Origin of the sequence: Mycobacterium sp. IS-1496, assembly GCF_001499995.1 — a bacterium.
Taxonomy (GTDB): Bacteria; Actinomycetota; Actinomycetes; order Mycobacteriales; family Mycobacteriaceae; genus Mycobacterium.
The window spans coordinates 99381-121079 of sequence record NZ_LQIU01000012.1 but is presented as its reverse complement, the minus strand read 5'-3'; the positions used below and the strand labels follow the sequence as shown (position 1 = coordinate 121079).

The 21699-nt window shown below is 69.4% G+C and carries 17 protein-coding genes and 1 pseudogene; 9 read left to right on the top strand and 9 right to left on the bottom strand.

Features of this window, described 5'->3' with window-relative positions; all coding sequences use genetic code 11:
- Positions 1-3 precede the first annotated feature (3 nt).
- Both AU195_RS08050 and AU195_RS08045 read left to right on the top strand, forming a co-directional pair.
- Positions 4-1191 (top strand): cytochrome P450, encoded by a 1188-nt coding sequence (locus AU195_RS08050; RefSeq protein WP_059158532.1) that lies wholly within the window; start codon positions 4-6, stop codon positions 1189-1191.
- 37 nt (positions 1192-1228) lie between these two features.
- A pseudogene (locus AU195_RS08045) lies at positions 1229-1699 on the top strand (SDR family oxidoreductase); the annotation flags it as partial.
- A gap of 2 nt (positions 1700-1701) precedes the next feature.
- On the opposite strand, the gene AU195_RS08040 reads toward AU195_RS08045, so the two are convergent.
- Positions 1702-3303, bottom strand: coding sequence for a GMC family oxidoreductase (locus AU195_RS08040; RefSeq protein ID WP_059158531.1), 1602 nt, complete (start codon positions 3301-3303; stop codon positions 1702-1704).
- Between the two features lie 58 nt (positions 3304-3361).
- On the opposite strand from AU195_RS08040, the gene AU195_RS08035 reads away from it, so the two are divergent.
- Positions 3362-4438, top strand: a complete 1077-nt coding sequence (locus AU195_RS08035) for an ATP-dependent DNA ligase (RefSeq protein ID WP_059158530.1) — start codon at positions 3362-3364, stop codon at positions 4436-4438.
- Between the two features lie 15 nt (positions 4439-4453).
- Here AU195_RS08035 and AU195_RS08030 read toward each other — a convergent pair whose 3' ends face one another.
- On the bottom strand, positions 4454-5449 hold the full coding sequence (locus tag AU195_RS08030) for an acyl-ACP desaturase (RefSeq protein ID WP_059158529.1): 996 nt from the start codon (positions 5447-5449) through the stop codon (positions 4454-4456).
- 100 nt (positions 5450-5549) lie between these two features.
- Here AU195_RS08030 and gluQRS point away from each other — a divergent pair, with 100 nt between their 5' ends.
- From gluQRS to AU195_RS08010, 3 genes are all read left to right on the top strand, one after another.
- Complete coding sequence (gene gluQRS / locus AU195_RS08025; RefSeq protein WP_059158528.1) at positions 5550-6431, top strand: tRNA glutamyl-Q(34) synthetase GluQRS; 882 nt, start codon at positions 5550-5552, stop codon at positions 6429-6431.
- 68 nt (positions 6432-6499) lie between these two features.
- Positions 6500-7936: an ABC transporter permease subunit gene (locus tag AU195_RS25085; protein ID WP_082702991.1), complete on the top strand. Its 1437-nt coding sequence runs from the start codon at positions 6500-6502 to the stop codon at positions 7934-7936.
- Complete coding sequence (locus AU195_RS08010; RefSeq protein ID WP_059158527.1) at positions 7933-8688, top strand: amino acid ABC transporter ATP-binding protein; 756 nt, start codon at positions 7933-7935, stop codon at positions 8686-8688. The genes AU195_RS25085 and AU195_RS08010 overlap by 4 nt, the downstream gene beginning before the upstream one ends.
- On the opposite strand, the gene AU195_RS08005 is transcribed toward AU195_RS08010, so the two are convergent.
- The 4 genes from AU195_RS08005 to AU195_RS07990 all read right to left on the bottom strand — a co-directional run bounded on the left by AU195_RS08005 (position 8685) and on the right by AU195_RS07990 (position 13486).
- The gene (locus tag AU195_RS08005) at positions 8685-9890 is read right to left on the bottom strand and encodes a saccharopine dehydrogenase C-terminal domain-containing protein (RefSeq protein ID WP_059158526.1); all 1206 of its coding nucleotides are present in this window, start codon (positions 9888-9890) and stop codon (positions 8685-8687) included. The two genes, AU195_RS08010 and AU195_RS08005, sit on opposite strands and share 4 nt — an antisense overlap.
- A 180-nt stretch (positions 9891-10070) precedes the next feature.
- Positions 10071-11300: a cytochrome P450 gene (locus AU195_RS08000; protein WP_059158525.1), complete on the bottom strand. Its 1230-nt coding sequence runs from the start codon at positions 11298-11300 to the stop codon at positions 10071-10073.
- Positions 11301-11338: 38 nt separating this feature from the next.
- The gene (tgt, locus tag AU195_RS07995; protein ID WP_059158524.1) at positions 11339-12559 is read right to left on the bottom strand and encodes a tRNA guanosine(34) transglycosylase Tgt; all 1221 of its coding nucleotides are present in this window, start codon (positions 12557-12559) and stop codon (positions 11339-11341) included.
- Positions 12560-12577: 18 nt separating this feature from the next.
- Positions 12578-13486, bottom strand: a complete 909-nt coding sequence (locus AU195_RS07990) for a haloalkane dehalogenase (protein WP_059158523.1) — start codon at positions 13484-13486, stop codon at positions 12578-12580.
- A gap of 130 nt (positions 13487-13616) precedes the next feature.
- Here AU195_RS07990 and AU195_RS07985 point away from each other — a divergent pair, with 130 nt between their 5' ends.
- Both AU195_RS07985 and AU195_RS07980 read left to right on the top strand, forming a co-directional pair.
- Positions 13617-14114 carry a lipoprotein LpqH gene (locus AU195_RS07985; RefSeq protein ID WP_059158522.1) on the top strand — a complete coding sequence of 166 codons (498 nt, stop codon included), beginning with the start codon at positions 13617-13619 and terminating at the stop codon, positions 14112-14114.
- Between the two features lie 149 nt (positions 14115-14263).
- Positions 14264-15529: a PE-PPE domain-containing protein gene (locus AU195_RS07980; protein WP_286149158.1), complete on the top strand. Its 1266-nt coding sequence runs from the start codon at positions 14264-14266 to the stop codon at positions 15527-15529.
- Positions 15530-15532: 3 nt separating this feature from the next.
- Here the strand turns inward: AU195_RS07980 and AU195_RS07975 are convergent, their stop codons facing one another.
- The 3 genes from AU195_RS07975 to AU195_RS07965 are packed head-to-tail and all read right to left on the bottom strand — an operon-like array spanning position 15533 to position 19811.
- Positions 15533-17266 (bottom strand): diol dehydratase reactivase ATPase-like domain-containing protein, encoded by a 1734-nt coding sequence (locus tag AU195_RS07975; RefSeq protein ID WP_059158521.1) that lies wholly within the window; start codon positions 17264-17266, stop codon positions 15533-15535.
- Entirely contained in the window at positions 17263-17595 is a 333-nt protein-coding gene (locus AU195_RS07970) for a diol dehydratase small subunit (protein ID WP_059158520.1), read from the bottom strand. Before AU195_RS07970 ends, AU195_RS07975 begins: the two co-directional genes overlap by 4 nt.
- On the bottom strand, positions 17592-19811 hold the full coding sequence (locus AU195_RS07965; RefSeq protein WP_059158774.1) for a propanediol/glycerol family dehydratase large subunit: 2220 nt from the start codon (positions 19809-19811) through the stop codon (positions 17592-17594). Before AU195_RS07965 ends, AU195_RS07970 begins: the two co-directional genes overlap by 4 nt.
- Positions 19812-19935: 124 nt before the next feature.
- Here AU195_RS07965 and AU195_RS07960 point away from each other — a divergent pair, with 124 nt between their 5' ends.
- A complete protein-coding gene (locus AU195_RS07960; protein ID WP_059158519.1) occupies positions 19936-21687 on the top strand; it encodes a penicillin-binding transpeptidase domain-containing protein in 1752 nt (583 codons plus the stop codon).
- Positions 21688-21699: the final 12 nt, after the last annotated feature.

Here is a 21699-nt window from a genome sequence, read left to right as displayed (position 1 = left end):
ACGTTGAGCGATCTGTACTACGACCCGTGGCACGTCGACATCGACATCGACCCCTATCCGACCTACCGCAGGTTGCGCGACGAGGCGCCCGTGTACCACAACGACGAGCACGGCTTCTGGGGCGTGAGCCGGTACGCCGATGTGGATGCGGCGCTGAAGGATACGACGCGCCTCAGTTCCGCCAAGGGTGACATTCTCGAGGTCGTCATGACGGATCCGGTGATGCCTCCCGGCATCTTCATCAACGAAGATCCGCCACTGCACACCATCCACCGCGCGATCGTCGCCAGGGCGTTCACGCCGAAGAAGATGAGGGCGATCGAGGACAAGATTCGCGCGTTCTGCGTCGCGTGCCTCAATCCGCTCGTCGGCGGCGACCGGTTCGACTTCGTCGAGGACCTGGGTGCCGAACTCCCCATGCGCACGATCGGCATGCTCGCCGGCATCCCCAACTCCGAACAGCCGGCGGTGCGCGAGCACGCCAACGAAGTCCTGCGCAACGAGGCCGGTAAGCCGATGGCGATCGACAAGGACCGCTACTTCACCGGCGAGATGTTCGGCGAGTACATCGAGTGGCGGGAGAAGAACCCGTCCGACGACCTGATCACCGAACTGCTCAACGTCGAGTTCGAAGACGAGACCGGCACGGTCCGCAAGCTGACGAAACAGGAGCTCACCGTGTTCCTCGCGGTCGTCGCCGGTGCGGGCGTCGAGACCACCGGGCGCCTGTTCGGCTGGATGGGCAAGGTACTGGCAGAACACCCGGATCAGCGCAAAGAGCTGGCCTGCACCCCTACATCGATCCCGACCGCGATCGAGGAGTTGCTGCGTTACGAACCACCGGGCCCCCATGTCGCGCGCTACGTCGCCACCGACGACGTCACTTTCCACGGGGTGGTCGTGCCCGCGGGAAGCCCGCTGTTGTTGATGCTCGCTTCCGCCAACCGCGATGAACGACAGTTCGAGAACGCCGATCAGTTCGACATCCACCGCAAGCCTGGCGGTCACCTCACCTTCGGCCGCGGAGCCCATTTCTGCGTCGGCGCCCCGCTGGCCCGGCTGGAGGGGCGGGTGGCCCTTGAGGAGGTGCTCAAACGCTGGCCGGAGTGGGACATCGACATGAGCGGCGCCCGCCGGTCGCGGACCTCGACGGTGCGCGGCTGGGACAGCATGCCCGCAGTGATCCGATGACAGACAGCGCATCTCGCGTCGCGGTGATCACCGGTACCGCGTCTACCGGGACATCGTCGACGTGAACCTGGATGGCGTGGCACACCATCGCCGCGACGGCACCGTCGATGATTCGTGGCGGAATCGGCGGATCGATGATTCTGATCAGCTCGATGCAGGGCCTGGTCGGGCGCGGCCGCGACGGCAGTGCCGCGACCTTGGCCTACGCGGCGTCCAAACACGGTGTCGTCGGCCTGATGCGCTCGGCAGCCATGCGCATGCCCCGCACAACATCCGGGTGAACTCGATCCACCCGACGGGTTTTGCGACGCCAATGATCTTCAACGAGCACATGGCGCGGGTGTTCGAGGCCAACCCCGAAGGCAGTGCGATGTCGGGGAACCTGCTGCCGGTACCGTTCGTCGAGCCGAGCGATGTGACCGCGGCCGTGATGTACCTGGTCAGCGACGGGGCCCGCTACATCACCGGGACCGCGCTGCCCGTGGACGCTGGATTCGCGGTGATGTGAGGTCAGCGGCCTTGCAGGATGAAATCCGCTGCCCGCCAGGCCATCGCCATCATGGGACCGTTGAGATTGCCCGCCACCATCGTGGGCATCACCGAACAGTCCACCACCCGCAGGCCGTCGACGCCCCTGACCCGCAGTCGATCGTCGACGACGTCGTCGTCACCCGGCCCCATCGCGCAGGTCGCCGTGGCGTGGTAGCCGCAGTACCCGCCGTCGAGCGCGGCGTCGACGAGTTGATCGTCGCTTCGCACGTGCGGACCGGGATAGGTCTCGTGGCTGATCCGTTCGGCGATCGGCGACTGTTCGAAGACCGCACGCATCCTGCGCAGCAGCTTCGCCGTCGTCTCACGGTCGTAGTCGGTGTCCAGATAGTTCGGGTTGATCCGCAGCGGCCCAACCGGATCCGCGGAGGTGATCTCGACACAGCCTTCGGAGGTGGGCCGCAGCACCATCCCCAGACACGACACACCCGCCGACCGTTCGATGACGACCGGTTCGCCCGTGTTGTAGGGCGGGAGCGTGTAGGGCCCCATCATCACCTGGCCGTCGGGCCGTTCGGCGTCGGCCTGCGCCTTGACGAATCCCACGACGTCGAAGGACGGTGCGGCGAGCGGACCCTTGCGGCTGGCCAGAAATCTCATGCCGGTGAGCGCCTGCCCGAATCTGCCGGCCAGGTATTTGTTGTATCCGAGGTCTTCCTTGAGACGCAACCGCAATGTCGCACAGCGGTGTTCGCGCAACCCCCGGCCGACGTTGTCGCGTTCGAGGCGCACCTCCACCCCAGCCGCGGTCAGCACGTCGCGGGGACCGATGCCCGACAACTGCAGCAGCTTCGGGGAGTTCAGGCTGCCCATCGACACGATCACCTCACGGCCGGCACGCACCTGTTCGGCGCCCTCACCCGTCACCACCTCGACACCTGCGGCCCGGTCACCGTCGAACAGCACCCGGCGGACGATCGCTCCGGTGCGCACGGTCAGGTTGGGTCGGCGCAGCGCGGGTTTGAGGAACGCGGTGGCCGCGCTGACGCGCCATCCGTTGCGGATCGTGGAGGTGGCGTAGCCGATGCGTTCCCCGTCGGACTCGTTGATGTCCTGCACGCGCGTCATACCGGTACGGCCCGCCGCGTCGATCATCTCCTCGCACAGCGGATCGGGGTCACGCGGCACGGAGATGTGCAGCGGCCCGCCGGCGCCGCGCGTCGGGGACGCACCGAATGCGTTGTCCTCGAAGGACTTGAAGATCGGCAGGATCTCGTCCCAGCCCCAACCTTTGTTGCCCAGCCGTTCGAGCCCGTCGTAGTCGGCGCGGCTGCCCCGGTTGTAGATCATGCCGTTGATGGAACTGGACCCGCCCAGCGCCTTGCCGCGCATCCACTGCTCGACGTGGGAGTCGGGCCCGAACGGCGTCGTCTCGTAGTGCCACATGTGCTTTTCGCTCTCGAACAGCTTCCCCGAACCCTTGGGGATGTGGAACCACAGGTTTCGGTCGCCGCCGCCGGCCTCGAGCAGCAACACCGTGACCTTCGGGTCCTGTGACAACCGGTTGGCGAGCACGCATCCGGCCGTGCCCGCACCGGCGATGATGTAGTCGTAGCCGGCCATGTATCGCCTCTCGTCTCGCTGTACGGCCGTATAGTACGGCCTCGGCGACAATGGTTGGGTGCAACTTCCCGTTTCGCCGCCGGTGCGGCCGATGCTCGCCAAATCGGTGCCCGGGTTCCCCCGCGATCCCGCCGCGCTGTCCTACGAGCCGAAATGGGACGGGTTCCGGTCGATCTTCTTCCGCGACGGCGACGAGGTCGAGCTGGGCAGCCGCAACGAACGCCCGATGACCCGCTATTTCCCAGAACTCGTCGCCGCGGCGGCCGCCGAGCTACCCGAACGCTGCGTCGTCGACGGGGAGATCGTCATCGCCACCGCGGACGGTCTGGACTTCGAGGCGCTGCAGCTGCGGCTGCATCCCGCCGCGTCGCGGGTGCGGATGCTGGCCGAGAAGACGCCGGCGTCGTTCATCGCCTTCGATCTACTCGCTCTCGGCGGCGATGACTACACAGCCCGTCCGTTCAGCGAGCGACGCGAAGCTCTCGAGCGCGTGCTCGCGAAGAGCGGGCCGACGATCCACCTCACCCCCGCCACCACCGACCTCGCGACCGCACAGCGCTGGTTCCACGAGTTCGAGGGCGCCGGGCTCGACGGGGTCATCGCCAAACCGCTGACGCTGACCTACCAGCCCGACAAACGGGTGATGTACAAGATCAAGCACCAGCGCACCGCCGACTGTGTGGTCGCCGGCTACCGGCTGCACAAATCGGGCGACGACGCGGTGGGCTCGCTGCTGCTCGGCCTCTACACCGACGACGGGGACCTGGCCTCGGTCGGGGTCATCGGCGCCTTCCCGATGGCCACGCGCCGCCGGCTGTTCATCGAGTTGCAGCCGCTGGTCACCGCGTTCGAGGGCCACCCGTGGAACTGGGGTGCCCACGTCGACCCCGACGTCGTGCGCCGTTACGGCGGCGGCTCGCGCTGGAACGCAGGCAAGGACCTGTCGTTCGTGCCGTTGCGTCCCGAACGGGTGGTCGAGGTGCGGTACGACCACATGGAGGGTGCACGGTTCCGCCACACCGCGCAGTTCAACCGCTGGCGCCCGGACCGCGATCCGCGCTCGTGCACCTACGCGCAGCTCGAGCAGCCGGTCACCTTCAGCCTCGGCGATATCGTGCCGGGGCTGGGCGGCTGAGTCAGGCCGCCGAGATCAAACGGAGACGGCCACTTTGGCGTTGCGCTTCTCGGCCATCTTGGCCTCGCGCTCGAGGCGGCGCTGTTTGGCGGTCTCGAACTTCTCGCACGTCTCCTCGAGTTCCTCGACGAGTACGCCGAGGTCGTCGCGCATGCGGGCGGCCTCACCGGTGAAGTCCTCGCGCTCGAAGATCCGCCACTTCTTGAGCACGGGCATCACCACGTCGTCGAGGTGGATCCGCGGGTCGTACACGCCGCCCACGGCGATGACGACGGCCTTGCGGCGGAAGTCGGGAACGGTGTACCCCGGCATCTTGAAGTTGCGCAGGACGTGGTGCAGCGAGTGCATGGCCTGGTCGGGTGCGATGTCGAACCCGGCCTCGGACACGTCGCGGTAGAAGATCATGTGCAGGTTCTCGTCGGCGGAGATCCGCTGCAGCAGTTGATCGGCGATCGGGTCGTTACAGGCCTTGCCGGTGTTGCGGTGCGAGACGCGGGTGGCGAGTTCCTGGAACGACACGTAGATGACCGAGTCGAACAGGCTTCCGGCGAACAACGCCGCCTCGCCCTGGCCGTTCTGGCCCGGGGAGAAGCCGCGGGTCATCTGCTCGACGCGCAGTTCCTCGAGTTCGACGGGGTCGACCGCGCGGGTCACCGTCAGGTAGTCGCGCAGCGCGATGCCGTGCCGGTTCTCCTCGGCCGTCCAGCGGTTGACCCACTGCCCCCAGGCGCCGTCGAGGCCGAAGTTCATCGCGATCTCGCGGTGATACGACGGCAGGTTGTCCTCGGTGAGCAGGTTCTGCACCATCGCCGTCCTGGCCACCTCGGACAGTTGCGACTGCTCGGGATCCCAGTCCCGGCCACCGAGCGCGTAGAAGTTCTTGCCGTCCGACCACGGGATGAAGTCGTGCGGGTTCCAGTCCTTGCGCATGCGCAGGTGACGGTTGAGATTGGCCTCCACGACCGGTTCGAGCTCGGTCAGCAGTTGCACCTGTGTCAGGTCCTTCGCCACGGCGTCCCCTAAATGTATGTGTCCACGGCGGTCACAGTAAGCGTACGGGTTCCGTCGACCGGTACCGAACCGACGCGCTGGTGCGGGCTAGATTGCGGTCGTGACCCGCTCCCCCGCGGGCCGGTTCGCGCCGAGCCCGTCGGCCGATCTGCACATCGGCAACCTGCGCACGGCGGTGCTCGCCTGGCTCTTCGCCCGGTCCACCGGCCGACGCTTCCTGATCCGGGTCGAGGACCTCGACTACCGCACCGACTCCGACGTCGCCGCCCGGCAACTCGACGACCTGGCCGCACTCGGACTGACCTGGGACGGGCCCGCGGAGTACCAGTCCGCACACCGCGACCGGTACGACAGCGTCATCGACGGTCTGATCGCCGACGGCATGGTCTACGAATGCTATTGCAGCAGAAAGGACATCGCGCAGGCACCCCGTGCGCCACACGCACCGCAGGGCGCCTATCCAGGGATCTGCCGCGATCTCACCGACGCGCAGCGCGCCGCGCGCCGCCGCGAGACCGGCCGCCCGCCCGCCCTGCGGTTGCGCACCGACGTCCTCACCTACACCGTCACCGACCTGCTGCACGGTGAGCACACCGGCATCGTCGACGACTTCGTGGTGCGCCGCGGCGACGGGGTGCCCGCCTACAACCTCGCGGTGGTGGTCGACGATGCGGCGTCCGGCATCGACCAGGTGGTGCGCGGCGACGACCTGCTCAGTTCCTCACCGCGCCAGGCCTACCTCGCCCGACTGCTCGGATTCGCGGAGCCGACGTATGCCCACGTCCCGCTGGTGCTCAACGAGGACGGCGCCCGGCTGGCCAAGCGCGACGGCGCCGTGACGCTCGCCGAGATCGGGGTGCAGCGCGCGTTCGCCCGGATCACCGCCTCGCTCGGCTGGCCGGCTCACACACTCGACGAACTCCTCGACCGGTTCGACCCGGCCCGGCTCCCCCGCCATCCGTGGATATACGTCCCGGACTGAGCAGAACCCTACTGTCGCGACGGCGGGCTTGTTAGCGTCCGCCGGTGAGGTTTCTTCGAGCGCTCCTGATGTTGCTCGCCGTCCTGGCCGTGGCGTCGTGCGGATCGGGCGGGGACAGCAGCGACGAACCGATCAAGTCGGCGGGGGTGCTGCGCGTCGGCACCGAGGGGGTGTACGCCCCGTTCAGCTATCACGACGCCTCCGGTCAGCTCGTCGGCTACGACGTCGACGTGGCACGGGCGGTGGCCGAGCGAATCGGGGTGACGGTCGAGTTCGTCGAGACGCCGTGGGACTCCATGTTCGCCGCGCTGGAGGCCGGCCGCTTCGACGTGGTCGCCAACGAGGTCACCATCAACGCCGAACGGCAGGCCAAATACGACCTGTCCCAGCCTTATTCGGTGGGTGAGGGCGTCATCGTCACCCGCGCCGACGACGACTCCATCACCACGCTTGACCACCTGGCGGGCAAGGTCGCCGCGGAGAACGCCACCAGCAACTGGTCGGAGGTCGCGCGCAAGGCCGGCGCCCGGGTCGAGGCCGTCGAGGGTTTCACCCAGGCCATCACGCTGCTCAACCAGGGCCGGGTGGACGTCGTCGTCAACGACAGCATCGCGGTGTACGCGTACCTGGCCGAGACCGGCGACACCTCGGTCAAGATCGCCGGTACCGTCGGGGAAAAGAGCGAACAGGGCTTCGCCGCGCGCAAGGACAGCGGGTTGCTGCCCGAACTCAACCGCGCACTCGACGAGTTGCGCGCCGACGGCACGCTGGCGTCGATATCGCAGAAGTACCTCAACGCCAACGCCTCCGGGGCACCCGAACGGGCCGACGCCGCGGCGCCGCGCTCGACGTGGCAGCTGATCGGCGACAATCTGTGGCCGCTGGCGCGGGCGGCGCTGACGATGACGATTCCGCTGACCGTGATCAGCTTCGCGATCGGCCTGGTGATCGCGCTCGGGGTGGCGCTGGCCCGGCTGTCGTCGAATGTGGTGCTGAGCAATGTCGCCCGCTTCTACATCTCCGTCATCCGCGGTACGCCGCTGCTGGTGCAGTTGTTCATCGTGTTCTTCGCGCTGCCGGAGTTCGGGGTCCGTATCGACCCGTTCCCGGCTGCGGTGATCGCGTTCTCGCTCAACGTCGGTGGCTACGCCGCCGAGATCATCCGGTCGGCGATCCTGTCCATCCCGAAGGGTCAGTGGGAGGCCGCCGAGACGATCGGCATGAACTACGCGACGTCGCTGCGCCGCATCGTGTTGCCGCAGGCCGCGCGGGTGGCGGTGCCGCCGCTGTCGAACACGCTCATCTCGCTGGTCAAGGACACGTCACTCGCGTCGACCATCCTGGTGACCGAACTGTTGCGGCAGGCGCAGATCGTCGCCGCCCCGACGTTCGAGTTCTTCGCGCTGTACGGCACTGCCGCGGTGTACTACTGGGTGATCTGCCTGGTGTTGTCGTTCGGCCAGGGCCGCATCGAACGCCGGCTGGAAAGGTACGTGGCGAGATGACCGAGGATCGGGTGGTCGCCGAGGGGTTGCACAAGGCCTTCGGCGACAACGAAGTGCTCAAGGGCGTGTCGTTCCGGGTGCCCGCGGGGTCGGTGACGACGATCATAGGGCCGTCGGGGTCGGGCAAGACGACGCTGCTGCGCGCGCTCAACGCGCTCGACGTGCCCGATGCCGGAACGGTGTGCATCGGTGACGTCAGCGTCGACTTCGCCAAGCCGGTGCGCAAGGACGAGTTGCGCCGCTACCGGATGCAGAGTGGGTTCGTCTTCCAGTCCCACAACCTGTTTCCGCACAAGACGGTGCTGCAGAACGTGACCGAGGGCCCGATCGTCGTGCAGAAGCGACCGAAGGAGGAGGCCGAGGCGGCCGCGGACGAGCTGCTCGCCCAGGTGGGGCTGGCGGAGAAACGCGACCAGTACCCGTACCAGCTCTCCGGTGGACAGCAGCAGCGGGTCGGGATCGCGCGGGCGTTGGCGCTGCGGCCCAAGGTGGTCCTGTTCGACGAGCCGACCTCGGCCCTGGATCCCGAACTCGTCGGCGAAGTGCTCTCCGTCATCAAGGATCTGGCCGTCGAGGGGTGGACTCTGGTCGTCGTCACCCATGAGATCCAGTTCGCGCGACAGGTGTCGCACCAGGTGCTGTTCACCGACCGGGGCGTCATCCTCGAACAGGGGCCGCCCGAGGCGGTGATCGGCGACCCGAAGGAGGAGCGCACGCGTCAGTTCCTGCAGCGCATCCTCAACCCGCTCTAGATCTCCTGCACGCCCCAGGGGGAGCCGTATTCGGTGAGCAGGTCCAGGAACGGCACCGCGTCGAAGGCCTCAGGACCGAGCACGCCGGCACCGCGCCAGGTGCCGTTGGCCAGGAGTTCCAGTGCCACAACGGGATTGATGGCGGTCTGCCAGACGACGCACTGGTGGCCGTATTCGGCCATCGACCACTCGTTGTCGACGACGTGGTAGAGGTACGTCGACCGCGGATTGCCGTCCTTGCCGGTGCCCGTCACCCAGAGCCCGGCGCAGGTCTTGCCCTTCATCTTCGGACCGAGCGTCGCCGGGTTGGGCAGGCACGCGGCCACCACGTCGCGCGGTGACACCTCCACGGGACCCACCCTGACCTTGTCGGTGCGGTCCAGGCCCAGTTTGTGCAGCGTCTTGAGCACATCGATGAATTCGGCGCCCAGACCGTACTTGAACGTCGCCCGTTTGCACTTCACCCAGCGCGGCATGAGGAGCACCTCTTCGTGCTCGACGTTGACGCACTCGACCGGGCCGATGCCGTCGGGGAAGTCGAAGGTCTCCGGCTCGCTGAACGGTTCGGTGACGAACCAGCCGCGGCCGTCCTCCCAGATGACCGGTGGGTTGAGGCATTCCTCGATGGTGGTCCAGATGGAGAACGAGGGCGCGAAGTCGTAACCCTCGACGGTGAGGTTGGACCCGTCGCGGGTGCCGAGTTCGTCGATGTCGGAGAACAGGTGGTCGGCGGCGTAGCGGGCGAACACGTCGGACAGGCCCGGTTCGACGCCGATGCCGACGAGCGCCAACCGGCCGGCGTCGCGCCACCGGTCCTCGACCGCGAACTGTTCGTCGCCGAGTTTCACCCCGGTCAGTTCGTAGGGCCGGTCGGGGTGGCGGTGCGACAGGCTCATCGCCATGTCGAGGTAGTCGGCGCCGCCGGCCAGCGCCCCGTCGAAGATCGGCATCACGAACCGCGGGTCGACGGCGTTCATGACGTGGGTGATCGCATGCTCGCGGACCAGCGCCGCGACCCCGTCCGCCGACGTCGCGTCGACCTGCGCCGAGGCGAACCGCGGGTCACCCACCGCTTCGGCCGCCTGGCGTGCGCGGGCCTCGTCGTAGTCGCAGACGACGATCTGCTCGAAGAAGTCGCGGCGCGCGGCGATCGCGCAGAACGCCGAACCGACGCCGCCGGCGCCCACCAACAAGATTCGCATCCCTCGAACCTAGCCGCCGAGAACGACGAAATGGTCGGCTTTACTCGCACTTTTCCGCCGATTCGTTCGTTTGGGCGCCATATGGCGACGGAAAGCGTGCCGCTGGACGGCGCTCGCCGCCGAGATCGACGAAATGGCGAGTTCTTCTCGCACTTTCCCGCCCGTTTGTTCGTTTGGGCGCTACACGGCGACGGGGAGCGTGTCCATGCCGCGCAGCGTCAGGTTCGGCTTGTAGACCGGGTCGGCCGCCAATCGGGCGTCGGGGAAACGGGCCGTCACCGCCGACAGCGCGACCGCCGCCTCCAACCGGGCCAGCGGCGCCCCGAGGCAGAAGTGCGGCCCCTTGCCGAACCCGAGGTGCCGGAGGTGGGCTCGGTCCGGGTCGAACGCGTCGGCCCGCTCGAAGGCGTCCGGATCGCGGTGCGCGGCCGCCAGCAGGAGCAGCATGCAGTCGCCCTTGGGCACCGTCACCCCGTTGACGGTCATGTCCTCGGCGGCGATACGGCCGACCAGTTGCACGGGCGGGTCGTAGCGCAGCGTCTCCTCGGCCACCGCCGACACCCGCTGCGGATCCGCGGCCAGCGCGCCCCACTGATCCGGGTGGCGCAGCATCGCCAGGATCGCGTTCGCGATCAGGTTGACCGTCGTCTCGTGTCCGGCCACCAGCAGCAGGTTGCAGGTCGCGACGATCTCGTCCTCGGTCAGCTGGTCACCGGCCTCCTCGGCGGCGATCAGCCCGGAGATCAGGTCGTCACGCGGTTCGACCCGGCGCTTGCCGATCAGCTCCCGCAGGTACCCGCGCAGCCACTGCCCCGCCTCCAGCCGCTGCTCGAACCCCTGCGCCGCCTGCCCGGCGACGGTGACGAACGGGTCGAGGGACTGGGCCAGCAACGCCGACGCGCGGCTGAACTGCGGCTCGTCCTCCAGCGGCACGCCGAGCAGGCGACAGATCACCGCGACCGGCAGCGGATAGGCCAGATCGGCGACGACGTCGAACTCGCCCTTGGCCGCCACCGCGTCGAGCAGCGCGTCGACCAGCGACACGATCTCCGGTTCCAGCGCCTTGACCACCCTCGGCACGAACGCCGAACTGACCAGCCGGCGCAGCCGCGTGTGGTCGGGCGGGTCCAGGAACAGGAATCCGGGCGCGCCGAACGGCCGCGCGACCGCGCCCGCGGCGATCTCCCGTTGCGCGACGGTCGACTTCAGCCGGTCACTGGCCGAGGCGGGGTGCCGCAACACCTCGTCGCAGTCGGCGAACGACGAGAACACCACCAGGTTCGCCGAGGGCAGCACCAGCGGTCCGGCGGCCCGCAGATCGGCGTACAGCGGGTAGGGATCGGCGCGGTTGGCGGGGTCGAGCAGCCGGCCGAGCAGCGTCTGGGGATCCGCGGTGGTCATGGCTGTCATTGTGCAGCCGCGCGGGGAAACCGAAGGTCAGAGTGCCACTAGCCGTAGTAGCGGCCCAGCACGTGCTCGCGGAGTTCGTCGAAGTTGCCCGCCACGATCGAGGCCCGGATCTGGTCGACGAGGCGGATGACGAAGCGTTCGTTGTGGATCGTGCACAGCGTCGACGCCAGCATCTCCTTGGCCTTGAACAGGTGGTGGATGTAGGCGCGGGTGTAATGGGCGCAGGTGTAGCAGTCGCATTCGCCGTCGATCGGCGTGAAGTCTCGGCGGTAGCGCGACCCGGTGATGTTGTAGCGACCGGTCGCCGAGTACACCGCGGCGTTGCGGGCCACCCGCGACGGCGACACACAGTCGAAGGTGTCGGCGCCGGCCTCGACCGCGGAGAACAGGTCGTCGGGTTCGCTGATGCCGAGCAGGTGGCGGGGTTTGTCGTCGGGCAGTTCGTCGGTGACCCAACCGACGATGGTGGCGAGGTTCTGCTTCTCCAGCGCCCCACCGATGCCGTACCCGTCGAAACCCTGCCCCTCGGCGTCCACGATCTCGGTCAGTCCGCGGGCGGCCTGCCTGCGCAGATCCTCGTACTGCGCGCCCTGCACCACCCCGAACAGCGCCTGCGCCGGCTTCTCCGCCCGCAACGCCGACTGCTTCCTGTGCTCGGCCAGGCACCGCACGGCCCACTCGTGGGTGCGTTGCACCGACTGCTCCTGGTAACCGCGGGTGTTGACCAGCGTGGTCAGCTCGTCGAACGCGAAGATGATGTCGGCGCCGAGCTGGTGCTGAATGCCGATCGACACCTCGGGCGTGAAGCGGTGACGCGAGCCGTCCAGATGCGAGCGGAACGTCACACCGTCGTCGTCGACGTGCGCCAGCCGTTCCTTGCCCTCGGCGATGATGTCGTCGGTCTGCACCCGCGCGGTGTCCATCGCGAGCACCTTCTTGAACCCCACTCCCAGCGACATCACCTGGAACCCGCCGCTGTCGGTGAACGTGGGTCCGGACCAGTTCATGAACGCGCCGAGCCCGCCGGCGGCGTCGACGATGTCGGGCCCGGGCTGCAGGTACAGGTGGTAGGCGTTGGCGAGAACGGCTTGGGCGCCAAGCTGACTCATCGTCTCAGGCAGCACCGCCTTGACCGTGGCCTGGGTTCCGACCGCGATGAACGCCGGCGTCTCGATGTCCCCGTGCGGCGTGTGGATCACGCCGACCCGGCCCCGTCGTCCGGGGAGTTCGGTCTCGACGTCGAAGAACCCCTGCTGCACGCAGGTATTCAACACCGATCAGTGCCGGGCCAGGAAATCCACGATCGCCGCCGCCAGTTCCTCGCCGGCGTCCTCCTGCAGGAAGTGTCCCGCCTCGCGGATCGTCGGGTGGTCGATGCCCGCGGCGCCGCGCATCTGGCGGGCGAAGATCGGCGCCATCGGGCCGGTGATCGGGTCGCTGTCGCTGAACGCGACGAGCATCGGGGTCTCGCTTCGCGTCAGGGTCGCCCACGCCGCCCGGTTCGCCGCCGACGACGGGTCGTCGGGAGTCGTCGGCACCAGCAGCGGCATCGCCCGGGGGCCGGCGCAATAGGAGTCGTCCGGGAACGGGGCGTCGTATGCGGCGCGGACCTCGACGGACATGGGGCGTGCGCAACCGGCCTGGACCCAGCTCCCGACCTCCAGTTCCGAGAGGCTCGAGATGGCGTTGTAGAACTGCCACCAGACGTCGGGCATCGGGAAGTCGCCGGTGGGCAGACCGGTGTTCGCGGCGACGATGCGGGCGAACCGGTCGGGGTGCTCGGCCGCCAACCGCAACCCGATCAGCCCACCCCAGTCCTGTGCCACGAGCGTGACACCGCGCAGGTCGAGCACGTCGAACGCCAGGGTCCGCATCCACTCGACGTGCCGGGCGTAGGTGTGGTCCTCGATGCGCGTGGGCTTGTCGGAGCGGCCGAAGCCGACCAGGTCGGGGCACACCACGCGGTACCCCGCGCGGGCCAGCACGGGGATCATCTTCCGGTAGAGGAACGACCATGACGGCTGCCCGTGCAGCATCAGCACCGGTTCGCCGTCGACCGGGCCGTCCTGCACCCAGGCCACCCGCAGGTGCCCACCGTCACCGTCGTCGATGTCGGAATAGTCTGGCGGATAAGGGAAGTCAGGCAGGCTCCGGAAGCGGTCGTCCGGGGTGCGCAGGGTCTGCATGACGGCGAACCTACTCGCGTCCGCAAGCGGATTTTCCCGAATATCATGATCGGCGGCGCTGAGCGCACCGATACTGCTCGGGACGGCTCCGCCACTGAGGACGGGCCGCGAAGACTGAAGGAGATCGATTGTGAAACGTGGGTTCCTGGTGAGCGTGGGCGGCGCGGCGATCGTGATCGCGGGGCTGGCGGGCTGTTCCTCGGACAGCGGTTCCTCCGAGTCCACGACATCCGCGGAGTCGGGCGACACCGCCACGGCCAGCGCCTCGGCGGAGGCCACCTCGGCCCCCGGCGGCGCGAAGGTCGTGATCGACGGACAGGAACAGAACATCCAGGGCACCGTCGCCTGCACCTCCATGGGCGGCAACCTCAACATCGCGATCGGTCAGGCCACCACCGGGATCGGTGCGGTGGTCACCGAGGCCGATCCGCCGGCGGTGCAGTCGGTCGGCCTCGGCAACTTCAACGGCGTCACGCTCGGCTTCCAGCAGGGCACCGGCCAGGGCAACGCCGAGGTGGAGAAGGACGACAAGACCTACAACATCAAGGGCAACGCCACCGGCGTCGACATGGCCAACCCGCTGCAGCCGGTGACCAAACCCTTCGAGATCGAGGTCACCTGCCCGTAGTCGTTGCATCTGCACGGTGACGGCGGCTGCCCTGCGGGCGGCCGCCGTCTTCGTTGCTGCGGTAACGGTTTCGGTGCGCGGGTCGATTTGCTGTGCGGTAGCCTTCGAGGTCGGCGACTTCTCCGCCACCCTTCCCAGAAAGCACGGTCTTGGCCAAACATCGCAGGACGCGGCGTTCCGCTGCGGCCCCCGTCTTCGTCGCCGGCGCCACCGCCGCGATCTCCACCGCGTTGGCTCTGGGTCACGCCACCAACGCGACCGCCGCCACGATTCCCACCGCCGACACGGTGATCGGCGTCGGCGGCTGGCGGAATCCGACCAGCGACCGGATCCCGAACAAGTTCGAGGGCGCGCTGGTGGCGCCGGGGCAGCCGTTCGTCGGCGTGCGGTATCCGGCCCAGCTGCCGGTGGATCCGAGCGTCGCCGCCGGGCAGGAACCGCTCGACGATGCGGTGGACGCGGCCGACGGCTCCGTGCTGATCGTCGGCTACTCGGAGGGCTCCCTGGTCGCCGAGCGGTACAAGCGCGCCCTGGTCGCCGACGGCGCCCCGGACGTCGACGGCATCACCTTCCTGTTCATCGCCGCGCCGTTCGTTCCCAACGGGGGCGTCTACTCCCGGTTCCCCGGCCTGCGGCTCCCCGGGTTCACCAGCACCGGCGCGGCGGCGCCGTCGCCGTACGACGAGACGTTCGTGACGCTCGAGTACGACCTCATCGGCGATTTCCCCGCGTATGCGAACCCGCTGTCGCTGGCCAACGCCGTCGCGGGCCTGATCTACGTCCACGGCGACCAGGGACCCGACAACGTCGACCTGGAATCCGCCCCGCAGTCGGTGATGGTGGTGACCAGCGACGCGGGCGGCACCGACACCTACGTCCTCATCCGCGCCGAACACCTTCCCCTGCTGCGGCCGATCCGCGATCTGGCGGCGGCCACCGGGACCACGGCGGTGGTCGAACCGTTCGTCGGCGCCGTCGAACCCACGCTGCGCCTGCTCGTCGACATGGGCTACACCGACCGCGACTACCGCACCGTCGGGGTGGACGAGAAGGCCGACTACCAGGACGCCGACCAGCCGACGCGGTTCTCCGTGATCACCCCGCCCGACCGGATCGTCGAGACCGCATCCGCGCTGCCCGACGCGCTGCGCGACGGCGCGCAGAACTTCGTCGACGCCCTGCCGTCCGCGCCCGCCGTCAACACCCGGGTGGCGAAGAAGAAGCAGAAGCAGGTCGCCGACGACCTCCGGGACGACGCCGAAGCCGTGCAGCGCACGAACGACGACGACGAATCGGTCGGGGACCGGGATTCCGGGCCGCGTGACGACGGTTCGGCGAAGACCGAACCCGCCGATGAGGCGCCCGACCAGGACACCGACCGCGAGGCCCAGGACACCCCGGCCGACGCCGCCTGAGCCTCACCCGCGAGGAACGGCTTGCGCCCGCTCCTCGGCATAGAGGTGCACCAGACCGGAGGCCACCGCGAACCGCGGACCGTGCACCCCGTCGATGTCGGCCCGGCCCACCACCACCCGCGCCGGCCGTAGCGACTCCCCCACCGTGCGCAGCAGTTCGTCGTCGAGTGCGCCGCCGCCGGCGAGTACCAGCGCGCGCGGCGGTTCGTCGAACGTGGCCAGACACCGTGCGATGTTCGCCGCGACGGTCTCCTGTTTGATCGCCAACCGCAGGCTGCGCCACTCCTCGGCGGCCAACCGGTGCGAGAACGGCACCAGACCCGCGCTGCCCCGCGTGCACAACCTGCCGATCGCGTCGGCGGGCGCCGGGCTGTCGAGGAACACCCGGCGGCCGTCCTCCTCATGGGCGACGTGCGGACCCTCCACCCGCAGCGCCGGTGTCCGTTTGACCCGCTCGGCCAGCGCGCGCGGGATGCCGAGCACCCGGGCCACCGCCGTGGTGATCGTCTCGCCGGCGCCGGCCGCGGTGACCGTGCGACCCTGCCCGATCAGATCCACTGTGCCGCCGCCGATGTCGCACACCACCGCTGCAGGCGGCAGTCCCGGCGTGGTGTGCGCGCCACGTGCGGCCGCCGCGGGTTCGCCGGCCATGGTGCTCGCGGGGCGGCCGGTCAGCGCGGAAAGCGTTGCGGCCGCGTCGGTCACCGGCTCGGCGGAGAGCAGCGCGACGACGGTGCCGCGCGCGTCGGCCACGCCGCGGCGCAACCATGCGCCGTTGTCGATCGCCGCGAGGTCGGTGAAGAACGCGTCGTCGACCGCGATGCCGTGCTCGGCGGCCGGCACCGCGCGCAACCGGACCTCGACCGCGCTGCCCGGCGGTTCCAGACGCAGGACGGCGTGCGCCGCCGCAGGGACGTACCGGACGATCTCGCCGCCGGTGCGGCAGTCGACGTAGTCGTCGTCGACCGCCGGTGGAGCCGGTGGTTCGGTGCGTGCGGTGACGGCGATCGCCGGGGCGTCGGCCAGTTCGCGGGTGAACTCGGCGACGTCGAACAGGCGGTCATGGCCGAGGTGCAGCGCCGCCGACAGCGCGATCGGATCGGCCAGCGCGCGGTACGCCCGGCCCTCGGCGACCACCTCGACCGCCACGAGTGCACCCCGGCGCAGCCCGTCGAGGTCGACTTCGTCCACCACCGGGACGTCGATCGGGATGCGGTTGCGGATGAGCACCGCATCGTCCTGGGCGACCAGCACACCGACGATGTCCCAGCCCCGCGCCACCCCGTCGCTGACCGCCTGCGCGGCGACCTCGAAATCCGTTGCCGCCGAGACCGACACGATCACCGGGCCGGGATGCACCGGTCCGGACAGATCGGCCAGCGGCACGTGGGCGCCGACGCCGTGGCCCGTGCCCGCGGGCGTGCTGGCGTCCGGCCGGCGCAGGCTGCGCACCGGCGCGCGCGGGGACACCGCGGGCGGGAGCGGCGCGGTCGCGGTGTCCACCGGCCGGATCGCCGCGAGCACCACCTCGTCGACGCGCACCCGGGCGTCGACCTCCAGGCGGTGCAGTAACGCCGCGGCCCCCTCCAGGGACTCCGCCGAACCCTTGCGCCCGCGGGTCGGCGCCTGCCCGTGGGTCAGGGGCTCCACCACGCCCGCGCCGACGCGGGCGAGCACGATCTCGGTGGTGTGGTTGCCGACGTCGCATCCGGCCACCACGACCGAATGCCCGCTCACCGCAACAGACCTCGCCTGGCGTAGACGTCGGCGGCCTGGCGCACGAGTTCGGCGCACCGCGATGCCCCGCGGTTGTCCAGCGAGACGCGCAGCGCCTCGAGTTCGGCCGCCGTCGACCGGTAGGGGCGCAGCGCCTCGTAGAGACCCATCACCGCCTCGTCGTCGATGACCGCGAGTTCGGCTGCGCGCAGGAAGTTCTCGGCCAGTTGCGGATTGCCGTTCTCCTCCGCGACGACCGCCTGGTACGCGAGCGTGGTGGGGTCCATCCGCAGATCGGACAACGTCAGCTTGCCGTCGACGGCGGCTTCCACCGTGAATCTGTCGGTCATACGCGTTCGGCCTCCACGGTGATCGGCACCTGCCCCGGTTCGCAGGCCTGGCGTTCCAGCGCCACCAACGCCACGGCGCGGGCGTGGTAGCGGGCGGAGATGGATTCGTCGGTGCCGCCGGCGAGGATCGGCAGCGGCGCCATCCCCTTGGCGTGCCGGGCGGCGTTGCGGCCCAGTTCCCGGTACATCTTCGCGGTCAGCAGCGGGGCGACGCTGAACAGCTCGAGATTGGCCAGCGGTGCCAGGTCGCGTCGGTGGATCAGCGCGGTTCCCTTGCCCTGCAACCCGATTCCGATACCGGATCCGGACAGGCGGGCGGCGGTCAGCCCGATCAGCCCGACGTCGATGGTCGACCGGATCCGGACCAGGCGCGGCACACAGCCCTCCTCCTCGAGACCGGCGGAGAGCTGACGGAGCACCTCGCCGACCGTCAGACCGCACAGCGTCAGCCACACCGACCGTCCCAGCGCCGGGGACAGGCCGATGCAGACCTCCCGCGGATCGCTGCCCTGACGGGCCGGTTCGACGTCGGAGAACACGAGGTGGCCCTGGTGCTCGGCCTGGTCGGCGGTGAGCTCGGCGGCGGTGCGGGCCTGGCGGATACCGTCGATCTCCGCGCGACGATCCTCGCTGAGCGTGTATCCGGTGCCGGGCCCGGCGTAGTCGTTCGGGTCGGTGATCTTGGACAGCACCCGGAACTCCTCGTCGAAGATCGCCGAGGTCTGCAACTGGTCACCGCGCAGGCGTTCCCGGGTCAGCCGCATGATCGCCTCGGCCTCCGGCGTGTACCCGGTGCGGTGCAACGCAGCGACGACGTCGAACACGGTGAGTTGGCGGGCCTCGACGGCGGTGGCCGCCTCCGCCACGGCCTTCGGATCACCGGCGGGCAGGTCGCGGGAGTCGTTGGCGACCACGACCGCGTCGATGCGGTCGTCGTCGAAATCGGCCAGCCCGAGGTCGCGGTACACGGCCTGCACCGCCTCGGCGGCGCGGCGGCGCACACGCGCCAGGTGTTCCGGCGACACGGTGCGCAGACCGCCGTCGGCGCCCCAGTCCCGCTGCAGCACCAGGAAGTCGTCCATGTCGTCGGCGTTGAAGTTCGACAGCGCGAAGGCATTGTCGTAGCGCGGGATCGAACCGAATCCCGAGAAGATGAAATCGGCGCCGGCCAGCAGCACCGGCAGTGTGTGCGCGCTGCGGCGGATGTCGGATTCGCTGATCAGGTTGTCGTTGCCCGCACACGACTCGAGGTCGCGCATCATGACCATCAGGTTCTCGGCGAGCAGTTCCTTCATGCCCTCGGGCACCGACGCCACCACGCCGACACCGTCGATCCCGCCGTTCTGCACCCCCTGGGACCCCAGCGCCCGCGCCAGCGACACGCACCGGGATTCGAGGTAGAGGATCGAACACTTCTCGGCCGCACCCATCAGCACCTCGGCGCCGCCGCCGCTGGTCACCCGCATCTTGAGCCCGCGCGACGCGTAGGCGGAGGTGAGGATCGCCTTGGAGAACGGGGTGTCGTCACCGTCGACGAACACCTGCTCGGTGCCGTAAATGGAGATCGTCTCGGCGTAACTGGTCAACCCGCGCAGGCCGAGCCGCAGTTCGAGCGCCTCCTCGATCGAGCACTGCGCCATCGCCCCCGCGACGCCGACCTGCGAACCGATCAGCAGCGCAACGGCATTCGACGGGGCGTCACCGAGTACCGGCACCGTCGTCTCCACCTCGCGGAACCCGTAGGCCACCGCGCTGGCCGCATCGGCGGCGATCAGCAGCGGATCGTCGAGCTGGTTGGTGACGTGCGCCTGGTTGCTCGGGGTGCGCCGGACCCGCATCTTGTGCATCGCCATCTGCATCTCGACCGGAGTCATGACCGCCATGACGCGGGCGAGTTTGGCGGGCGTGATCCCGCCGACGAGGCGCACCACCTCGGCACGCGGCACGTTGACGTCGACCGCCATGCGGGCCAGCACCGCATCGTCGAGCGCCATCGCCTCCTCGGCGACCGCGAGGTCGATGCCGTAGCGGGCGATGAACTCGTCGATCACGTCGAAGTCCGCGGCCTGCCTGCCGTCGAGTTCGAGAACGCGGCCGTCACGCACCACCAGCGACGGTTCGGGGTCGTGTGGGCTGCGCATGGCGACCAGGCCCAGCACCGGGTCGGTGACGCTGAATCCGTCGAGGTTGACCGCTTTGGCGTCGAGGATCCGCATCCGACCCTGGGCGAGGTCGTTGATTTCCGTCACAGCGACGATCCTGCCGCCTCGGCGCGCGACACGCGACGCCCATTACTGGTCGGCGTTTCTGGCCCTTTTCGCGGACTGTCACGATGGGGTCGTGAAGCGACTCGTCCTCGCGCTGGTGTGCGCACTCGTCCTCACCCTCACGGCCTGCTCGTCGCCCAGCCCCGCGGACCCGTTCCGCGCCTTCGCCGACGCCCTCGGCCGACGCGACGCGAAGGCGGCCGCCCAGCAGACCGACGACCCGGCCGCCGCGGAACCGGTCATGGCCGCGATGTTCGCGGGACTGGGCGCCGACGCCACCGTGCGCGTGCAGGCCGCCGGTGAGGAGGCGACCGAGACGCTGAGCTATCGGTGGACGCTGGCCCCCGGCCGCGAGTTCGGTTACCAGGCGACCGGCACCGCCGAGCGCAGCGGTGACGAGTGGCGGCTGGACTGGTCGCCCGCGCTGCTGCACCCGGATCTCAAGCCCGGCATGGCGTTTCAGTACAGCGAGGACAGCGAGTTGCAGACACCGGTGCTGGACCGCACCGGTCAGCCGCTGATGACGTGGCAGACCGTCGGGCTGGTCGATCTGGACCGCGCTCATCGGGATTCGGCTCCCGCGCTCGCAGCGCTGCTCGCCCCGATCGAACCGACCGTCACACCCGATTCCATCCGGGCACAGTTCGACGGCAACGACGACCAGGTGGTCACCGTGATCCGGTTGCGGGAAGCCGATCTCACGCCGATCGCCGAGCAACTGCGCGCCGTGCCCGGTGTGGCGATCGTCGAGCAGGGCGACCTGCTGACCGCGGACCGGGCGCTGTCCTCCCCGGCGATGGCCGACCTGCCGAAGGTGTGGCACGACCGCATCACCCGGACCGCCGGCTGGTCGGTGTACCTGGTCGACGGCGAGGGCGCCGCGGCGCAACGGTTGACCGCCACCCCGCCCGCACCGACCGACCCCGTCCGCACCTCGCTGGACATGCGGCTGCAGCTGCTGGCCCAGGCCGCCGTCGCCGCCGAGCCGCGGCCCACGATGCTCGTCGCGATCTCGCCATCGGACGGTGGCATTCTCGCGGCCGCGCAGAACGAGGCGGCCGACGCGCAGGGAGCCATCGCGTTCAACGGGCTGTATCCGCCCGGGTCGACGTTCAAGACGATCACCACCGCCGCCGCCCTCGAGGCCGGCCTGGCGACCCCTCAGACGCCGGTGGAGTGTCCGGGCCGGCTCACGATCGAGAACCGCACGATCCCCAACGACGATGAGTTCGATCTCGGCACGGTGCCGCTGACCACCGCGTTCGCCCGGTCCTGCAACACCTCGATGGCCGCGCTCGCCGACCGGTTGCCCGCCGATGCGCTGTCCACCACGGCGCGCGCGTTCGGGATCGGCGTCGACTACGTGATCCCGGGCCTGACCACGGTGACCGGGCGGGTGCCGGCCGCGGACACCGCCGCCCAGCGGGTGGAGAACGGGATCGGCCAGGGCACGGTCACGGTCAGCCCGTTCGGTCTCGCGGTCGCCGAGGCCAGCCTCGCGCACGGCTCGACGATCACCCCCACGCTCGTCCTCGGCGAGAAGACGACGGCCGACACGCAGCCCGAACCGCTGCCCGCCGACGTGGTGGACGCATTGCGGACGATGATGCGCGCGACGGTCACCGAGGGCACCGCGAGCGAGCTGTCCGACATCGCCGACCTCGGCGGCAAGACCGGCACCGCGGAGTTCGGCGACAACACCCACTCACACGGGTGGTTCGCGGGGATCGCCGGTGACATCGCGTTCGCGACGTTGGTGGTCGGCGGGGATTCGTCGGCGCCGGCGATCACGGTCTCGGGCAACTTCCTGCGGCCGGCGGGCTGAATCGGGCAAGCT